Source organism: Psychromonas sp. 14N.309.X.WAT.B.A12 (assembly GCF_030397575.1).
In the GTDB taxonomy this organism is placed as follows: Bacteria; Pseudomonadota; Gammaproteobacteria; order Enterobacterales; family Psychromonadaceae; genus Psychromonas.
The window spans coordinates 121,724-140,345 of the sequence record NZ_JAPNXS010000004.1; the positions used below are offsets into that span (position 1 = coordinate 121,724).

An 18,622-nucleotide genomic window follows, 5' to 3' on the forward strand; every position below is an offset into this window, starting at 1 on the left:
GCACTATGTTTGAAATAATTAAAACGAAGCAAACAATTGGCTTCATGAAATTTGCAAATCCTGCAACCTGGCTATCTTTATTTTTGGTATTAGCCTCTATCGTAACCTTAAGTATTAATTGGTTAAATTGGGGATTGGACTTTACCGGTGGTACATTAATTGAGGTAGGTTTTGAACAGCCTGCAAACCTTGAAAATGTACGTACAACTTTAGCGGATGCTGATTTCCCTGATGCAGTTGTGCAACACTTTGGTAGTAGCCACGAAGTGATGGTGCGTTTAGCTCCTCGCGAAGGTGTAAAAGGGCAAGTGATCGGTAACCAAATATTAGATGCATTAACTAATGCAGATTTTGGTAACGTAGATATGCGTCGTATCGAGTTTGTTGGTCCAAATGTAGGTGATGAGCTAGCTGAGAATGGTGGTATTGCTATCATTATCGCACTGGTATGTATCATGTTATACGTAAGTATGCGTTTTGAGTGGCGCTTAGCAATGGGCTCTGTATTAGCACTTGCACACGATATCATTATTACATTAGGTGTTTTCTCGTTATTCCAAATTGAATTTGATTTGACGGTATTAGCAGCATTACTGGCGGTAGTTGGTTATTCGTTAAATGATACGATTGTTGTATTTGACCGTATTCGAGAGAACTTCCGTTTATTAGCAACAGATACGCCTTCTGATATTGTTGATAAATCTTTAACGCAAACATTGAGCCGTACTATTATTACGTCTGGCACGACTATCTTAACGTTAGTTTCATTGTTTGTGGTCGGTGGTGAACTTATCCATGGGTTCGCAACTGCTTTATTGATTGGTATTTTTGTTGGTACTTATTCATCAATCTATGTAGCAAGTGCATTAGCAATCAAATTAGGGATTTCTCGTGAGCATATGATTCCAGAAGTGGTGGAAAAAGAAGGTGCTGATCAAGACGCAATTATGTAATTGTTAAGATTATCTTTAATATTAAAAAAGCACTGCATCGCAGTGCTTTTTTGTCATAGCAACACTATTTTCAAACGTAATTGATTGATTAATTGTTCAATTGCAGGGCTAAAACTTTACATTATCTTAGATATAGTACACTCTTGAAACTCTTGTTTAGAAGGGTTAAATCATGCAAATATCTTTAAAAGCATTATTTCTAGTTTTCTCAGTTGTTACACTCACTGCTTGTTCAAGCTTTAATAATGAAAATGACAGTTACACACTAGCCGCCACGGGACAAGGAAATTCCGTCTTTCCAATTGCAACTCCAGTACAAGTCACTTATCAAGATGAAGTGAAATTGTTGCGACTTACTCAACTTATTTCAGATAAAGAAAATATTGATGATAAACAGCGTGCGGTGCTTCTGTACGAACGTGGTTTAATCTATGACCGTATGGGACTCAGTGCTCATAGTCGCTACGACTTTACTCAATCCATTAATTTAGATCCTACTCTTGCTGAGTCTTATAACTCATTAGGTGTCTATCTATTAATGGGCGAAGCTTACGATGAAGCCTTTGATGCTTTTGACTCTGCCATTGAACTGTCAGATACCATGCAATACAGTTACCTTCACCGGGCAATTGGTTTGTCATTAGTTGGGCGTTTAGATGGAGCACAGCAAGATATAGAACATTTCTATGATCTTGATAAAACGGACCCATATCGTGTTCTTTGGCGTTATATTATTAATTCTCAAGTTGATTTGCCGTCTGCAGAACAGCAACTAAATACAGTACAAAGAGAGCCGGAAGATAAACGTTTTGCTTGGGCGATTGTGGAAGTGATTAATGGTGATTTATCAGAGGAAGATTTCTTCGATAATATTGCTAATGGCATCCAAACCAATGAAGAATTGGCACAACGTTTATGTGAAGCTTATTATTATTTAGCGCACTGGCATATGAATAACAATGCTTTAGATAAAGGCATTTATTATTTAAAACTAAGTGCGGCAACCAATGTAAAAGACTTTATTGAATATAAATATTCACTGATTGATTTAGGCAATATTCAGAAAAAATTACAAGCTCAAGTGCAGAAAGCACAGCAAGCTGCTGAATAAAGCATAAATATAAAGAGCAAAAAAATACCCGTAAAGTCATTCAATTTACGGGTATTTTTAGTTTTATGGCTGATATTCAATTAAATATCAGTCGGGTTTCTACCGACCTAAAGTCCCTTTAAAGTCTTCATAACCAAATTCATTCAATACTTCAATCTGCCCATTTACCTTTTCAAAGTAAATGCTCGGCATCTTCAAGCCATTAAACCAATTAAGTTTAACCATGGTATAACCGGCGCTGTCTAATAGGTGTAATTTTTGACCTATCTGTAAGGGTTGTGGAAATTGAGTTTCACAAAATTGATCGCCTGCTAAACAAGAGCAAGATCCGATCACATAGGGGAACTGGCCATCTTTTGACGCTTCTTTTACCGAAGCGGGTTCATTATAAATTAATGTATCTAAACGATGTGCTTCTGTTGCGCTATCTACGATCGCGGTTTTCTTCTCATTCTCAACTATATCGATGACGCTGACGACCAGATCTGCAGTACGTGTAATGATTGCTTCTCCCGGTTCAAGGTAGACTTGTAGGCTATGTTTTTCAGCAAATGCTTTTAACGCTAAGCCAAGCTTTTCAATAGGGTAGCCTGGATAGGTAAAAAAGATACCTCCACCTAAACTCAACCAAGATAATTTATCTAAGTAAGCCGCAAAAGTAGAGGAGATATGATCCAATACAGCAATAAAAGCATCAACATCTTTATTTTCACAGTTCATGTGAAACATAAAGCCATCTACTTTATCGGTAACAGATAAGTCTAATAATGATTGTTTAACACCTAAACGAGAGTATGGGCGTGCTGGGTTCGCTAAATCTTGGCCTGCCACACTCATTTCTGGATTGATACGTAGGCCTAGCGAGGCATCATCTTTACATTTTGGGTAATGGTGAGTTAACTGTGATAATGAGTTAAAGATAATTTTATCTGACAGTGGTTTAACTGCTTCGATATCGGCATCGGAATAACCCACACTATAGGCGTGTGTTTCCCCTCCAAACTTTTCATGCCCTAATCTTACTTCATAAGGGCCTGAGCTGGTTGTGCCGTCTAAATAAGGTTTGATAGTGTCAAAGGTGCCCCAAGTTGAAAAGCACTTTAAAGCTAGGACTAATTTAGCACCTGAGATATTTTTTAACTGTTTGGCTTTTTCAAGGTTATTGATTAACGCTTGCTCGTTAATCATGAAATAAGGTGTGTTTAAACTGTCTTTTGATGATTTATCAAGTACTGTCATAGTATTGTATTTACTCAGATAAAATGATGGCGAAGTGATCTCTTCGCCATAGTAAATAGAAAGGAGTTACTGATTATTCAGCTACTAGCTCCATCACTTCCCAAGTTAAGCCAATTTTTGGCATTAAGTCTAAGAAATGATCAGGGTTTAACTGTTCAACATTAAACAAACCTTTGTCACTCCATTTTCCTTGGAAGTAAAGTAATGCTGCAGTGATCGCTGGTACACCTGTTGTATAAGAAATCGCTTGGTGCTCGACTTCATTGTATGATGCTTTATGGTCACAAATGTTGTAGATAAATACGCTTTTTGCGACGCCATCTTTTTTACCACGTAACCAAGTACCAATACAGGTTTTACCTGTGTAACCCGGTGCTAATGATGTTGGATCTGGCAAGATCGCTTTTAATACTTTTAGTGGCTCAACAGTAATGCCATCACATGTGGTTACTGGCTCTGTACTTAATAGGCCGATAGTACGCATAACATTGAAGTAGTTTAGGTAGCTATCTGAGAACCCCATCCAAAATTCAATACGTTTAGCTGGGATATATTCAGCCATTGAACGTACTTCATCATGTGCCATTGAATAGACTTTTTGCTTGCCTACGACTGGAAAATCAAACTCCATCATACGGCTATGGCAAGGTACTTGATGCCATTGCTTGTCTTCGTAATAAAAAGAGTCGCCTTGAATTTCTAGCATGTTTGTTTCTGGATCAAAGTTTGTTGCGAACTTTTGTCCATGGTCGCCTGCGTTGACATCCATCACATCTATACTGTCAATTTCATCAAAGAGATGTTTGTGTGCATAGGTAGCAAATACACTAACAACACCAGGATCAAAACCTGCACCTAAAATACCTGTGATGCCTGCTTCTTTAAATCGCTCAGCAAAAGCCCATTGGGGATCGTAAGCTTCAGGAACTTGTTGGCCCGGGCTACATAAATCAGTCGCTACTGAAGTGTCTAGGTAAGCCGTTTTAGTCTGTACGCAGGCTTCCATGATCGCTACGTTAACCCATGGTGGTCCAGCATTAATCACTAAATCAGGTTGTACTTGATTGATTAATGCGACCAGTGCCGAAATATCATCAGCATCGACTTTAATGGCATTGATTGATTTACTGCTGTCTTTTAGATTATTACGACCTTGAATAGAAGTAATGATTTTCTCACACTTAGATAAAGTACGAGAGGCGATAGTTATATCGCCAAAAACATCGTTATTTTGTGCACATTTATGCGCTATCACCCATCCTACGCCACCGGCGCCTATTTGTAGTACAGACATGTTGATCCCTATATTTAATTCTTTCGTGTATTGCTTAGCTAACCACTACCATTAAAAGGTAGTGTTAGTAATCTCAGTTATAGTCTGTTGTTGTATTAAAACGACTTTTAATTTTTTACTGATTGATTAACCGCAAAGCAGTGGTTTCAATCTTAGTGATTAATGAATCAAAATCTGCGCTGGTTAAACATGGGTTTAATAACGTAAATTTAAGCACTAATTGACCATCAACTTTGGTTTCAGCAATAACCGCTTCACCGCTAGTTAATAGTTGTAAACGTAAAGTTTGATGTAATTTATTAAACTCGACATCATTAAGCTCTCCTTGGATTTTACCTGATAAGCGAAACAATACCGTTGACAGTAATGGCGTACAGCATAATTCAAAATGCGGATTTTGATTGATCTTATTTGCCACATCTTGTGTTAAAGAGAGTAGGTGATCGTAAAATTCACCAAACTGTTTCACGCCGACTGCTTTTAATGTCATAAACATTTTTAATGCATCAAAACGTTTAGTGGTTGCAATACTTTTATCCACCAAGTTAGGCAATTCGTCACCTTCGCGATTTAAGTAATCAGCGTGATGTAAAAGGGTATTGAAGTTAGCTTTATCTTTAATCAATAAAGCACCACAACTGATTGTTTGATAAAACAGTTTATGGAAATCAACACTCACAGAATCTGCAAGTTCAATACCTTTAAGGCGATCTTTATGTTTTTCGCTTAATTGTAACGCCGCTCCATAAGCACCATCTACATGTGACCAACAACCTGCATTACGTGCGATATCAACCACAGCCTCTAAGTCATCGATTGCACCATGATCAGTGGTTCCCGCCATAGCTACTACAGCAAATGGTAGTAAATCTTGAGCTTTTAATGCATCAATGGTTAATTGTAATTCATCAACATCAATTTGCCCTTGCACATTAGTTTTAACTAATACTACACTGCGTTCACCTAAGCCCATTAACGAGGCTGATTTTTGCACTGTGAAATGACTTTTATCAGAGCATATAATTCGCATTTTTTGTGCGTAATCAGGCAAACCATCTTGTTGAACATCATGCTGTGACTGTTGGTACGAAAACCAATCTCGCGCTAATAATAAGCCCATTAAGTTACTTTGTGTGCCACCGCTAGTGAAAACTCCATCGGCACGCTGACCAAGTTGGTAAGTTTCACATAACCAATCTACCATTTGTTGTTCAACAAAAGTGGCCGCAGGAGCTTGATCCCATGAGTCCATTGATTGATTTAACGCGGCAATAAAGTGCTCAGCTACAATCGACGCGATTAAAGGCGGCGTATGTAAGTGCGCAATGGTATGCGGGTGTTGTACCAATAATGAATTTTTAGCGATCAACTCGTTAGTGGTGTTGATCACCTCAGCTAACGGCGATGGTTTTGAAAAATCTACGGCATCAAGTTGCTGTTTTAATAATCTAGGCTCAAGACCAGAGTACGGCTTAGTTGCATGTTGAAATAAGCCATCAATAGCTGCTTTAGTCTGTGCAGTTGCTTGCTCAAAAGCTTGGTTTTCACCAAGCTGAGCAAAATATTCTGACCAGTTACTGGTTGCTGTCATTATTGTGCTTCCACTGCAATTTTGATTGCTTTTTCAATCGTTTCAATTACAAAGTTAATCTGTATTTCACTTATCACTAATGGTGGTAGGAAACGTAATACGGCGCCTTGACGTCCACCTTTCTCGATAATCAAACCTAACTCTAAGGCTGCACGTTGGATAGCAATTGCTAATTTAGGATCCGCTTCTGCTTGTCCTAGAGCATTCATTTCGCCTGGTTTAATAATTTCAATACCATTCATTAAACCACGACCACGTACTTCACCAATGTGTGGGAAGTTTACTTGAACACGGCGTAAACCTTCACGAAGTTGTTCACCTCGTTTCGCGGCATTATCTGCTAAATTATCGCGTTGGATAATTTCTAATGTTTTAGCGCCACTTGCCATTGCTAATTGGTTACCACGGAATGTACCTGTGTGCTCACCAGCATTCCAGCAATCGAATTTCTCATGATAAAGAATAATCGACATTGGCATACCACCACCAATTGCTTTAGATAGAATAAGAATATCAGGTTCAATACCAGACTCTTCAAAAGCGAAATGATCACCACTACGGCCAATACCACATTGAACTTCATCAAAAATCAGTAAAATGCCATGTTCTGTAGTAATACGACGCAGTTCTTGTAACCATTTTTTAGGAGCAGGTATTACGCCGCCTTCACCTTGGATTGGTTCAACAATAATTGCTGCAGGTTTAGTGATACCTGACTCGTCATCGCATAAGACTGATTCAATGTAACGAATGCTTTGTTTTGCACCTTCTTCACCGCCTAAGCCAAATTTACAACGGAAATTGTAAGGGAATGGCATAAAGTGTACGTCAGACATTAAGCCTGTACGGCGACTCTTAGAACCTAAGTTACCGGTTAACGCTAATGAGCCGTTAGTCATTCCGTGGTAGGCACCTTGGAACGACATCATCGTATTACGCTTAGTGTATAACTTCGCTAATTTAATTGAAGCTTCAACAGCATCGGCACCAGATGGGCCACAAAATTGAATACGTGCTGTTTTAGCGAAATTAGCCGGTAAAAACTGCATAACAGCTTTAATGAATGCATCTTTACTTGGCGTGGTTAAATCTAATGTTTGGTAAGGTACACCCATGTTGATTTGATTAATCAATACTTGGTTAATTTCGCTGTGGTTGTAACCTAATGGTAATGCACCTGCACATGCTAAACAGTCTAAATACACTTGACCTTTAGTATCCTCTACGATCGCACCACGACTACTTTTTATCGCAATTGGTAAACGACGTGGGTATGAACGCACTTCAGATTCATAGTGTTCTTGACTTAATAACACTTCATCGGGTGTTAAGTCATATGGTGAAGTGACAACAGGTACTTCTGAATCGTTTAAAGAGTGACATTCTGGTGCTAAATTTAGGACGTTTGGCATTTTACGCTCCACTAAATTGGAAAAATTAAAATACATCAATTTATGAAAATAAATTGAGTAAATAGGGTATAGCAATAAATTAATTACAAATATTCGGTACGGATTTACAGTGCTTAAGGCTAATTGCTCAAGGTTCGACTGTACGTTCTCGATGTTGTAATGAGTATTGTTTTTGGGGGTTAAAATAACGATTCAGAGATCTAGATGAGTCAATGTTAAGTGTTTGCATTGTATAGGCCTCCATTTAATAGTTAATCGTTAAAATAATTTGAGTTGAATTTGAAAACGCGCGCATTTTATCATCGTTTTTAGCCAGTGCAAGCTTAAAAAACAGGTTTATTTAAATTAAAATTATCCATGTTTTTATGTTGTTGATATTAAATAGGTTAACTTATATATTGCTTGAATAATAGACTTTTTATTTGTGTGCTTTTTTAGTGATTTTGTTGTGTTTTTGAGGGGTGAATCAATACTCTACAACAAAACTCTGCGGTTTATTGTTTGCAATTGCTTGTTTAGTTTAAAATGGTTCTCCTTTTGGTCATATTTTTATTATCAAATTTTTCTGTAATAAGCGAGTTCATGTGTCAAACAGTAAACAAATTTTAGTGGTCGATGACGATAAAACAATCCGGGAGTTATTATCGGAGTATTTAAGTAAAGTTGGGTTTTCAGTTATCTCGGCTGAAGACGGTATTGAGATGGAAAAACAGTTAGCTGTACATCAACCTGACTTGATTGTATTAGATATTATGATGCCCGGTGATGATGGCTTTGTTTTATGTCAACGTGTTCGTCAAACCTCCAATGTACCTATTATTATGTTGACTGCTAACTCCGATGAAGTGGACCGAGTGTTAGGGTTAGAAATTGGTGCAGATGATTATATGGCTAAACCATTTAGCCCACGTGAATTACTGGCACGTATCAAAGCTTTATTACGTAGAAGTGCATTCCATAAAGCGGCGATTGATTCAGTGAAGCCTCGCTTTATAAAGTTTGCACAATGGAAACTGGATGCATTACAACAAACCTTATTACATGAGAATGGCGAGAGTTTGCCGCTAACTGGCGCGGATTTTCAATTGTTAATGTTATTTTTAGAAAACCCAAATCAAGCTATTTCCAGAGATAAAATTTGCCAAACCTTACATGGTCGAGATGCTTTCTCTAATGAACGCGCTATTGATGTCCATTTAAGTCGTTTGCGCCAAAATTTAGGTGACGATGCTAAGCACCCGCAAATTATTAAGACAGTACGCGGCGCTGGTTATGTTTTCATTGCAGAAATACAACCACTCATAGAATAATCATACTTGGTAAAACATGGCCTATATTAGAAAACTATTTGGATCCTTGATCTCGCGAATGCTGTTACTGACCATTGTTTCAGTGGTTTTGGCACAAAGCTTGACCAGTCTATTTTGGGTAACGCAAATTGCTGATACTGAGAAAAATGCGGTGATAGCTAATGCCCAAAACTTAGCCAATAGCGCAGTGAGTACTATTTCCTTTTTTCAAAAATTACCCAATAGTTATCGCCACTTGGTTTTAGAGCAACTTCGCGACCTAGGTGGTTCTCGTTTCTTTGTGTCTTTAAATAAAAAGATGATCGATATTAATCCTATTAACGACAGTGATTTAAAACAGCAAGTGCTAAGGGATATGAAGAGCATTGTGCAGAAGAAGTTGGGAGAACATAGAACCTTGTATTTAGAGTTTTCTAGCCCAGATGACCTACATGTTATTAATAATAATATTCTACTCAAAGATTTACCGCCATCTTGGGGAGCCTATAGTTTAATGATTCCGTCGGTAAGCCCGCCAATTTTGGTGTTGCAAATGGAGTTAGGTGAAAACGAATGGTTATATCTAGCAGCTGTATTACCGCCTCCGTATCTATTAGATGATCCTTCTCCAATCTCAACACAGCAGTTTGTGTCAATTACGGTTACTACTTTTATTCTATTAACTTTTATCTATCTGATCTTTTATTGGCAAACACAGCCATTAAAGAATTTAGCGTCGGCGGTTGGGGAGTTTAGTATTGATTTCACTAAGCCACCTTTAGTAGAACAAGGGGCGACGGAAATTGTTGCGGCTACACGTGCCTTTAATCATATGCAGCAAAAGCTACAAAGTTATATCAAAGATAGGGAAGAGGTATTTCGTTCAATCTCCCATGATTTAAAAACACCAATCACCCGTTTACGTTTACGCGCAGAATTATTAGAAGATGAAAAACAAACGGATGCTTTTAATGTTGACTTAGAAGACCTAGAAATGCTGGTTAAAGCGGCATTACAAACAGTGAAAGATACCAATATTCATGAAAACATCGACAATATTAATATTGATAAGCTATTAAAACAGATCGTCGGTACACAAAAAGATTTGATTCGATTGCATATTAATACCAAGGATACGTTTCGAGGAAAACCTCATGCACTAAAAAGAGCGTTATCTAATGTCATCGATAATGGCGTGAAATATGGCGGAAAAGTGGATGTGTTTGTTAAAGACTCTGCTCATTCATTAGTCATTACAGTGAGAGATCAGGGCCCTGGTATTGCTGAATCAGATTTAAGTTCAATCTTTACCCCTTATGTTCGTTTACACAATGATAAACAAGGGCATGGTTTAGGCTTAGGTATTGCTCGTAATATTATCCAAGCACACGGAGGGGAAATTCATTTGTTTAATCATCCACAGGGTGGCTTAGCTGTATGTGTTATTTTACCGAGAGCATGCTAATGAACAAAAAAAACTTAATTTCTGTTTCTTCATTTGCTTGTATTAGTACTTTTGTTTTAAGTACTACAGTAAGTGCTGCACCTTTTGAAGTCTTACACTGGTGGACTGAGCCTGGAGAGTTGCAATCAAAACAGGTGTTAGTTGATCATCTTAAAGTGAACGATATTGAGTTTGAAGATTTTGCGATTGTTGGCGGTGGAGGTGATGGTGCGATTCATGTGTTACAAATGCGCGCTTTATCAGGCACGCCACCTGAAGCCGCACAAATTAAAGGCCCAGATATTACAGAGTGGAATAAATTAAGCATGTTAGTGTCCATTGATAAACTGGTGGACACACGAGCTTGGACTAACTTTTTGCCTGAAGTCGTTATTGATCATGTCTCGGTAGACCATGAATATATGGGCGTGCCCATTAACATTCATCGTGTGAATTGGTTATGGTTAAATACAAAGATTTTTAAGCGTTTTGGGTTAGCAGCACCCACTACTTGGAAACAATTTTTTGCCGTGGCTGATTTTATCCAAGCTAAAGGGGTAAAACCCTTATCGATGGGAGGTACACCTTGGCAGGATGCTTTATTATTTGAGTCTGTGGCAATTTCTGTATTAGGCCCAGAAAACTACATCAAAGCCTTTGTTCACTTTGATAATAACGTGATTAACTCAGTTGCTATGGTTGATGCATTCAAGCTATTCAAACGATTACATCGTTATACGTCCATTGCTCAACAGGGGCAAGATTGGTTTTGGGCTTCTCAATCCTTTATCAATGATCAAGCGGCTATGTTCTTTATGGGGGATTGGGTTAAAGGCAGTTGGACAGCCGCGGGCAAAGAAGCGCTAAAAGATTATCGCTGTGTGCCAGCACCGGGTACGGATGGGGTCTTTAGTTATAATATTGATAGTTTTGTTTTGTTCAAAAAGGTTAATACGGATATCGAGCAGGCTAACCAAAAAATCTTTGTTGACACACTAATATCACCGGAGTTTCAAATAGATTTTAGTGTGGCAAAGGGATCTATTCCTGCACGTCAAAATGTTGATTTAAGCCGTTTTGATAGCTGCTCAAAACAATCAGCCTATGATTTTGACCATAAGACAAAAGTACCATCATTCACTCAAAATATGGCAACCAGTAGTCATCAACAGGGACAAATCATTCAGTTGATCAGTGATTACTTCAATAGTGAATCACTGAGTGCAGAAGAAGCTGTGCAACAATTAGATGTAATGGTGAAAGCCTTAACTTCTAAATAAATAGGTTGATAAGCTTCGGTTGTGGCAGAGTGGAAGTCAGTAATAAAATGATACTTAAGCAGGGCAGCCGGCTAGGGTTAGTACTGCTTTACCATTGTTATCAAACGTCGCCCGAATTGTTTCATTTCCCTTAATTGTTGCACTGACATTACCTTTTGCAATTTCTGAACTAGTCACACGAATGTTACCTAGTTCACTGTTGCTTAATGTGTCATCAACATCAATGGTAAAAATAAGAACTTCATTGGCATTCATCGATACCCACAAAGGCAGTTGTTTATCACCATCGTTCACTTTATTGCCAGAATGCAGAGAGATATTACCCGATGTCACTTCAAAGGGTTGAAAAACTTCTACACCTTGACCTGATGCAGTGGTATCAAAAATTAAACGTCCTACGCTATTAGTTAAGTCAATATTTAAAGCCATCTCTTGTATGTTACATTTGCTATTATTACTGATTGAAAATTTATCTTTTGGCGCGCCATCGCGAAATTGGATTTGAATATTAGCGAATGCACCGACAGAGGTGATGCATAATATTAGTGCAGATAATAAATGTTTAAACATAATTTTAATCCTTTAAAAATGGTTACTAAATATTACGTTTATGAAGGTGACTAAGATCAGTTTAAGTAAAGCCTGCAGCAAAGGGAGAGAAGGATAACTAGAGAAACCTTTAAAGTACCGACAGATTTGCTAGTACTTTAAAGGTGAGTACAACTAACTTTGAATTATTTCGCTAGTTGAATGTTTTTTACTTTAAAGCTAAATCCAGCTTGAGAAGAACCCCAAGAAGCGAGTAATGCCAATGGTTTATTGACAGTGGTTATATCCAAACTGCCGGTATTTAAATCATTAATATTAGTGATAACAGTATGCCATTCACCTGCAGCATAGTTGGCTTTTGGTAGTAGGTAATCATTGCCTACCCCATTTTCAGATTCCATTTTGATCACTAATCCCTCCGTGGCGGTTTCTCCATCATTTGCTGGTTCGCCGTAACTTTCAATAAATAAATCAAATGTTAATGTCCCTTCTACATAGTTTGATAGGTTTTGCGCATCCCCCTCAATATTAACAATACCTTTATAGCTTTCAGGGCTAGTGGCATTGTAAACAATGGATAATATGGTTTCATCATTGACGGTTTCTTCACTATAGGTGACGTGTCCTTCGATAGTAGACCAATCATCTGTAGTGGTTTGGTATGTACTTAGGTTAAGCCAAGTATCTTGGACAGTAACTTCATTACTGTCCAATGGAGGTAACGCATCTTCTTGTAATGCGTCACAGCTGATTGCGTCTGCGGCAGTATCTATGCTACTTGGGACGTAACGAATCTCACCTAAGTTAAACTCAACGGCTTCTGTTGAATATAATAGGAAAGGTGTATTTACTATTGAGAAGTCCATACCTTCGTCCACTAAGCAAGATAATGGCACTTTGATGGTTGTCCAGTTACTTTCATTTGCAGTGCTTGCTTCGGGTAAAGCTTTATTGATCGCCACTTCACCTAAACATGGCCACTCACAATGTGTGGACAGGATAAGACTTTCTGGAGCAGCTGTTTTCATATCGATATCAAATTGCAGAGTTGCATCGGCATTAACGTAACTGTATTTATCAATACCATTGGTATCGCTGGTCTGTAAATACACTTGAGCAGGTGATTCCCCACTAAAGCTAACATGGATTGCATCTTGTTGATGTAAGTAGTTAATTGGGGTGGTAGTGATCGAGCCAATGGTTGTTTCAGAGCCATTTGATACTTCTACTCCAGCCCATCCATTTGCTTCACCACTAATACGAGCGGTGAATTCACCAGAAGATTCTCGGCCGTATATCTCTAAATTGACGGTTGCTGTATCCGTGTCTGGCTCCGATTGACCACAACCATAATCTCGTTCATCAAGTTCGATATTGTCTAAATCAGTAGTAACTGATTGTGTTTCAATTGACGCATAAGCTAAGCCATAGCCGTAAGGAAACAGTGGTTTATGCTCTCCTTCAATATCTTGCTCAATCAATATGCCTGTTGTGCCATCTACTGGTGTGCTGTAATCGGCAATATTCGGTGCATGACGATTAATAGTGGTTGAACACACGGTCATTGGCCATGAGTAGGAGAGGCGACCTGTAAAATCCATGCCGTTATTAGCAAATAACACATCGGTGATGCCGCCTGCCTCTGTGCCAGGTAACCAAGCAGCAATAAATGCATCCGACGCATTGATCTCTTCATTTACGTACAAAGGGCGACCAGAATAGAATACAGTTACCACTTTATGACCCGCTTCTTTCATCTCTTGCACTGTTGCAAGGTCAGCTGCATAGGTTGCATCTAATGAAGAAAACGCTAAGGTTTGTGTAGATTTAATATCACCAAACATTTCTGCATAAGGATCTTCACCAATGACGACGATAGCAATTGCATCCTCTGGCGCTTCTGAAGCATTTGTAAAGACTTGTTCCGTCCCGACTACATCTTGAAAAGCCATTAATAACGTTGTTGCACCAGGAAAGTCATCTTCAATGGTGTTTTCAGTACCTTGCCAAGTTAAGCTCCAACCACCGGTTTGCTTTTGAATATCATTGGCTGCGCTACCGGTTACTATGTAACTTGCTTCCTTGCTTAATGGTAAAATATTATCTTTGTTTTTAAGTAATACTAGTGATTCACTCACTGCTTGTCGTGCTAAAGCTCTGTGTGCATCAGAGCCTAAGATATCAGCATCTCCAGCGAGTTCTCGTTGTGATGGTTTAGGTTTATTCCAAAGGTCTGCACGCATTTTGACACGTAAAATACGAGTAACTGCATCATTAATACGTTCAATGGCTATGGTGCCATCATTGACTTGGTCAATCACATTGCTGTAGAAAGCTTGCCAATCACTTCTTGAAGTAACCATGAATACATCGTTACCTGCATTCACCGCTTCAGGACAATTAGATGCAGTGCAACCAGTGATCTCTTGTTGACCATTCCAGTCAGTAACAATAATCCCATCAAAGCCCATTTTATCTTTTAAGATATCATTCAATAAATATTTACTACCGTGCAGTTTATAATTGTACTCACCGCTTTCTGTTTGGTCATAATTGGCTTGGTTGTGCCACGAATTAAAAGAGCTCATGACGACTTGAGCGCCAGCATCTAACCCAGCGAAATAGCCTGTCGCGTGGATATTACGAAGGTACTCTTCGCTATAATGATTCTCACCACGGTCTTCACCATCGAAGGTTCCACCATCTCCGACCCAATGTTTTACATTAGAGATAACATTGGTTTGACCTTTTAATCCTTCCGATCCACCTTGAAGACCAGCTACCATTTGTCCTGCAAATTGGTAAATAATCTCAGGATCTTCTGAGTAGCCTTCATACACTCGCCCCCAGCGATAATCACGAGGTGCCGCTACAGTAGGCGCGAAGGTCCAATCTAGGCCAGTTGCTACAATTTCTTGTGCGGTGGCGATACCAATTTCATAGATTAATTCAGGATTATTGGCCGCGCCTAAGCCAATGTTATGCGGGAATACTGTTGCACGGTAAACATTGTTATGGCCGTGAACCGCATCGGTTGCCCACATAAAAGGAATCTTAAAAGGTCTATCTTCGTAGGCTTCTGCTAATGCATCATAATATTCGTCTGCTTTTTCTGCCCAATCTGCTGCGGTTGCATATTTATCATCATTAGGCCAAGCACCGCCGCCGTTTAATAACGAACCTAATTTATATTGTTTAGCTTCTTCAACAGTCACTTCGCGGAGATCGGGTTGAATCATTTGACCTACTTTTTCTGCTAACGTCATTTGTTCCAGGATAGTGGCTATGGCTGCTTCAATACTTGGGTCAACGGCGACGGCACTATTGATTTTCGGCCAGTCTTGAAAATAAGGGACTTTCGAATCAACAGTTGTTATAGCGTTGTCGTTTGTAACTTCTTCCGCATCATTATTGCAGCCAGACAGTAATGCCATAGAGACAACACATGAAATAATCGATCTTTTATAATGCATACATCTTCCTTGTAGTTTCCTGATAAAACACCTTTTCTCAGTTCTTCAATAAAAAATGAATGATTAACTGAGTTACCTAAGGTGAAAAAAGTCAACTTTTATAGATAAATCCTATGAGCTTTATGACTCTGTTTTATCTTTAATTTATCTGCTGTGTATTTTTAATTCGCTGAGCATTATAGGAAAAACTGCTAGTGAAAAAGCGATCAATATCTCTTATGTAATTGATTTTATGTAACAAAAGGTAACTAATTTGTAACGCCTTTAATCCAATTATAGGGTTTTCAGTTGCAGGAAGTAGGGAATAAATAGATAACTCATTAGAGTTAATCAAATTTTTAAAGCAAGGCTTAGTACTTCATTTACAAGGTAATCTTGGAGGCTAAAAGATGATCATGTTATCGCTATATTGATGTCCTTTTTACTTTGTAACAAAAATCATCATTCGGTTACAAAGTAAAAAGTGGTCTTGCAAAAATTAAGACGTAATATCAAGAATATTCCATTTCTATTTGATCTTTAATCACGATTTATTACTTATGTTTAAAATGGTTTAGCATTTTCCAACTAGATCTTATAATTTGTGCAAATGGTCAGGAAACTGCACCAAAAGAGTACAAACTTTAATTTTTTTTAATGATTTCTGATCCAAATAAATTATTTAAAACACTGTTTAGCTAGCTATGGTAGGCATTGTTAACGTTTAAGTTTTTATTGGTCTGCTTTTTGCTAACTAACTGTAGTTAAGTGTTATTTGATGTTAAATAAAAGGGAGTTATTTATGAAGTTCAACAAATTAGTGACGGTTGCTGCTTTGGCTGTTAACGCGTTCTTGTTACCGACAACACAAGCTGCGGATGATCCATTAAAAGTGGGGTTTGTGTATGTGGGACCTGTGGGCGACCACGGTTGGAGTTATGAACATGATCAAGGCCGATTAGAGTTAGAAAAACACTTTGATGGTAAAGTAGAAACAACTTATGTTGAGAATGTACCCGAAGGTGCTGATGCTGAACGAGTTATCACTCAGTTAGCTAAGTCTGGCCATGATGTTATCTTCACGACCTCTTTTGGATTTATGAATCCAACCATTAAAGTGGCAAAACGTTTCCCTAAAGTGCATTTTGAAAACGCAACGGGTTACAAACGCAGTAAAAATGTGGGTACGTACTTATTAAGTACTTATCAAGGCCGTTATGTTTCTGGTGTTGCAGCAGGTATGGAAACAGAGTCTAACGTATTGGGTTATATTGCCTCTTTCCCAATTCCAGAAGTTATTCGTGATATCAATGCCGTTTATTTAGGCGCTAAAAGTGTTAACCCTGATGTAAAAATGAAAATTGTTTGGGTAAGCACTTGGTACGATCCAGGTAAAGAAGCTGATGCAGCAAATGCCTTAATGGATCAAGGTGCTGATGTGATTTTACAGCATACAGATAGTCCAGCACCGCTTATTGCTGCTGAAAAACGCGGTAAAATGGGGATTGGCCAAGCCTCTGATATGAGCCACTTTGCACCTACTGCGCATATGTTCTCGGTACGTGATCATTGGGGACCTTACTACATTGATACCGTACAAAAGATCATGGATAACACTTGGAAACCTGAAGATTACTGGGGCGGTTTCAAAGAAGAGATTTTACAAATCGTCTCTGTTAATCCAAATCTGAGTGATGAGATTAAAACAGCCATCAGTGAAACTGAAGCAAAAATTAAATCGGGTGAATTCCATCCATTCACAGGGCCAATGAAGGATAACCAAGGTAATGAAGTTATCCCTGCTGGCAAAACACTAACTGATGAAGAGTTAGCTGGTGTGATGTGGTATGTAGAAGGCATCGATGCAAAAATTCCACAATAAATAGCCTCCTTACTTAGTGCTAGTTCGCTAGCACTAATTTTCCTCGCTCAATTAAATACCCAATTTTAGGATATACACTATGACCTTAAACTTACCCATCATTGATATAACGGCACTGCAAAGTGATGATATTAGCCAGTGGAGTGATGTGATCACTGCCATTGATAAAGCATGTCGTGATACTGGATTTTTTTACGTGACAGGTCATGGCATTCCTAAACAGCAGTTTGATAACGTACAGTCGATGGCAAACACTTTCTTCTCTTTACCTGAGTTTGCTAAACAAAAAATTAATATTCAGCATTCAAGCAATCACCGTGGGTGGGGGCAAGTGAGTGCTGAACAACTAGATCCTAATGGACCTAGTGATCATAAAGAAACCTTTGATATGGCCTTAGACCTTAGCCCATATCATCCTCAAGTAGCTCGTTGTGGGCAATTATATGGACCAAATCAATATCCTAACGTCGATGGCTTTATTCAATTAATGCAACAACAATATCAATTGAGTATGGAGGTTGCCTTAAGAATTTTAAAAGCAATGGCTTTAGCGTTATCGTTACCAATTGACTTTTTTAGTCAACACTTTAGTTATCCTGTGAGTGTCTTACGTTTAATTCATTACCCACCTCAACAAGGCCAACAAAATGGTGCTGGAGCACATACGGATTATGGTTGTATTACCTTGTTATACCAAGATCATATTGGTGGATTACAGGTCCAAGATCGCCATGGTAATTGGCTAGATGCTACACCGGTTGAAAACAGCTTTGTGGTGAACATTGGTGATTTAATGCAGCGTTGGACCAATGACTGCTATAAATCAACCAAACATAGGGTAACAAGTCCAACTTCTCAAACAACGCGTTTTTCAATGCCATTCTTTGTTGAACCAAACTTTGATACGCCGGTGGCAACAATAGAATCATGCTTACAACCTGGTGAAGCACCTGTTTACCAAGATGTGACTGCTGGTGATTGGATTTTGTCACGCTTCGCGGATACTTATGAATACCGTAATGAAGAGATAGAGTAGCGGCAATCTACTTTGGCTAACAAAGTTAGTAATTAAGCAAAAATTTGCCCAAGGAGACAAGGGTAAATACATGCATTAATGGATCAAAAT

Annotated in this window: 13 protein-coding genes; 7 read left to right on the plus strand and 6 right to left on the minus strand. The window is 38.5% G+C overall.

Annotated elements, in window-relative coordinates; genetic code table 11:
- Window positions 1-5 precede the first annotated feature (5 nt).
- Window positions 6-953, plus strand: coding sequence for a protein translocase subunit SecF (gene secF / locus OW492_RS07030; RefSeq protein ID WP_290039219.1), 948 nt, complete (start codon window positions 6-8; stop codon window positions 951-953).
- 172 nt (window positions 954-1,125) lie between these two features.
- Complete coding sequence (gene nlpI / locus OW492_RS07035) at window positions 1,126-2,064, plus strand: lipoprotein NlpI (protein ID WP_290039220.1); 939 nt, start codon at window positions 1,126-1,128, stop codon at window positions 2,062-2,064.
- Between the two features lie 99 nt (window positions 2,065-2,163).
- Here the strand turns inward: nlpI and nspC are convergent, their stop codons facing one another.
- From nspC to OW492_RS07055, 4 genes are all read right to left on the minus strand, one after another.
- Window positions 2,164-3,303 (minus strand): carboxynorspermidine decarboxylase, encoded by a 1,140-nt coding sequence (nspC, locus tag OW492_RS07040; protein WP_290039221.1) that lies wholly within the window; start codon window positions 3,301-3,303, stop codon window positions 2,164-2,166.
- A gap of 73 nt (window positions 3,304-3,376) precedes the next feature.
- Window positions 3,377-4,597 (minus strand): carboxynorspermidine synthase, encoded by a 1,221-nt coding sequence (locus OW492_RS07045; protein ID WP_290039222.1) that lies wholly within the window; start codon window positions 4,595-4,597, stop codon window positions 3,377-3,379.
- Between the two features lie 115 nt (window positions 4,598-4,712).
- Window positions 4,713-6,188, minus strand: a complete 1,476-nt coding sequence (locus OW492_RS07050) for an aspartate aminotransferase family protein (protein WP_290039223.1) — start codon at window positions 6,186-6,188, stop codon at window positions 4,713-4,715.
- Window positions 6,188-7,600, minus strand: a complete 1,413-nt coding sequence (locus OW492_RS07055; RefSeq protein ID WP_290039224.1) for a diaminobutyrate--2-oxoglutarate transaminase family protein — start codon at window positions 7,598-7,600, stop codon at window positions 6,188-6,190. Before OW492_RS07055 ends, OW492_RS07050 begins: the two co-directional genes overlap by 1 nt.
- 584 nt (window positions 7,601-8,184) lie before the next feature.
- On the opposite strand from OW492_RS07055, the gene OW492_RS07060 reads away from it, so the two are divergent.
- Genes OW492_RS07060 through OW492_RS07070 form a run of 3 tightly spaced genes read left to right on the plus strand, consistent with a single transcriptional unit; the run spans window position 8,185 to window position 11,613 of the window.
- Entirely contained in the window at window positions 8,185-8,910 is a 726-nt protein-coding gene (locus OW492_RS07060; RefSeq protein WP_290039225.1) for a response regulator, read from the plus strand.
- 16 nt (window positions 8,911-8,926) lie between these two features.
- Window positions 8,927-10,354 (plus strand): ATP-binding protein, encoded by a 1,428-nt coding sequence (locus tag OW492_RS07065; RefSeq protein ID WP_290039226.1) that lies wholly within the window; start codon window positions 8,927-8,929, stop codon window positions 10,352-10,354.
- Window positions 10,354-11,613, plus strand: coding sequence for an ABC transporter substrate-binding protein (locus tag OW492_RS07070; RefSeq protein WP_290039227.1), 1,260 nt, complete (start codon window positions 10,354-10,356; stop codon window positions 11,611-11,613). Before OW492_RS07065 ends, OW492_RS07070 begins: the two co-directional genes overlap by 1 nt.
- 54 nt (window positions 11,614-11,667) lie before the next feature.
- Here OW492_RS07070 and OW492_RS07075 read toward each other — a convergent pair whose 3' ends face one another.
- Complete coding sequence (locus tag OW492_RS07075; RefSeq protein ID WP_290039228.1) at window positions 11,668-12,183, minus strand: hypothetical protein; 516 nt, start codon at window positions 12,181-12,183, stop codon at window positions 11,668-11,670.
- 164 nt (window positions 12,184-12,347) lie between these two features.
- Window positions 12,348-15,635, minus strand: a complete 3,288-nt coding sequence (locus OW492_RS07080) for a glycoside hydrolase family 3 N-terminal domain-containing protein (RefSeq protein WP_290039229.1) — start codon at window positions 15,633-15,635, stop codon at window positions 12,348-12,350.
- Window positions 15,636-16,416: 781 nt separating this feature from the next.
- Between OW492_RS07080 and OW492_RS07085 the strand changes: the two genes are divergently transcribed.
- Window positions 16,417-17,496 carry a BMP family ABC transporter substrate-binding protein gene (locus OW492_RS07085; RefSeq protein WP_290039230.1) on the plus strand — a complete coding sequence of 360 codons (1,080 nt, stop codon included), beginning with the start codon at window positions 16,417-16,419 and terminating at the stop codon, window positions 17,494-17,496.
- Between the two features lie 79 nt (window positions 17,497-17,575).
- Window positions 17,576-18,532, plus strand: a complete 957-nt coding sequence (locus tag OW492_RS07090) for a 2-oxoglutarate and iron-dependent oxygenase domain-containing protein (RefSeq protein WP_290039231.1) — start codon at window positions 17,576-17,578, stop codon at window positions 18,530-18,532.
- The last annotated feature ends 90 nt before the right edge of the window (window positions 18,533-18,622 follow it).

Coding starts and splice junctions, on each gene's coding strand:
- secF (WP_290039219.1), top strand. CDS start 6: ATGTTTGAAATAATTAAAACGAAGCAAACAATTGGCTTCATGAAATTT.
- nlpI (WP_290039220.1), top strand. CDS start 1,126: ATGCAAATATCTTTAAAAGCATTATTTCTAGTTTTCTCAGTTGTTACA.
- nspC (WP_290039221.1), bottom strand. CDS start 3,303: ATGACAGTACTTGATAAATCATCAAAAGACAGTTTAAACACACCTTAT.
- OW492_RS07045 (WP_290039222.1), bottom strand. CDS start 4,597: ATGTCTGTACTACAAATAGGCGCCGGTGGCGTAGGATGGGTGATAGCG.
- OW492_RS07050 (WP_290039223.1), bottom strand. CDS start 6,188: ATGACAGCAACCAGTAACTGGTCAGAATATTTTGCTCAGCTTGGTGAA.
- OW492_RS07055 (WP_290039224.1), bottom strand. CDS start 7,600: ATGCCAAACGTCCTAAATTTAGCACCAGAATGTCACTCTTTAAACGAT.
- OW492_RS07065 (WP_290039226.1), top strand. CDS start 8,927: ATGGCCTATATTAGAAAACTATTTGGATCCTTGATCTCGCGAATGCTG.
- OW492_RS07070 (WP_290039227.1), top strand. CDS start 10,354: ATGAACAAAAAAAACTTAATTTCTGTTTCTTCATTTGCTTGTATTAGT.
- OW492_RS07075 (WP_290039228.1), bottom strand. CDS start 12,183: ATGTTTAAACATTTATTATCTGCACTAATATTATGCATCACCTCTGTC.
- OW492_RS07080 (WP_290039229.1), bottom strand. CDS start 15,635: ATGCATTATAAAAGATCGATTATTTCATGTGTTGTCTCTATGGCATTA.
- OW492_RS07085 (WP_290039230.1), top strand. CDS start 16,417: ATGAAGTTCAACAAATTAGTGACGGTTGCTGCTTTGGCTGTTAACGCG.
- OW492_RS07090 (WP_290039231.1), top strand. CDS start 17,576: ATGACCTTAAACTTACCCATCATTGATATAACGGCACTGCAAAGTGAT.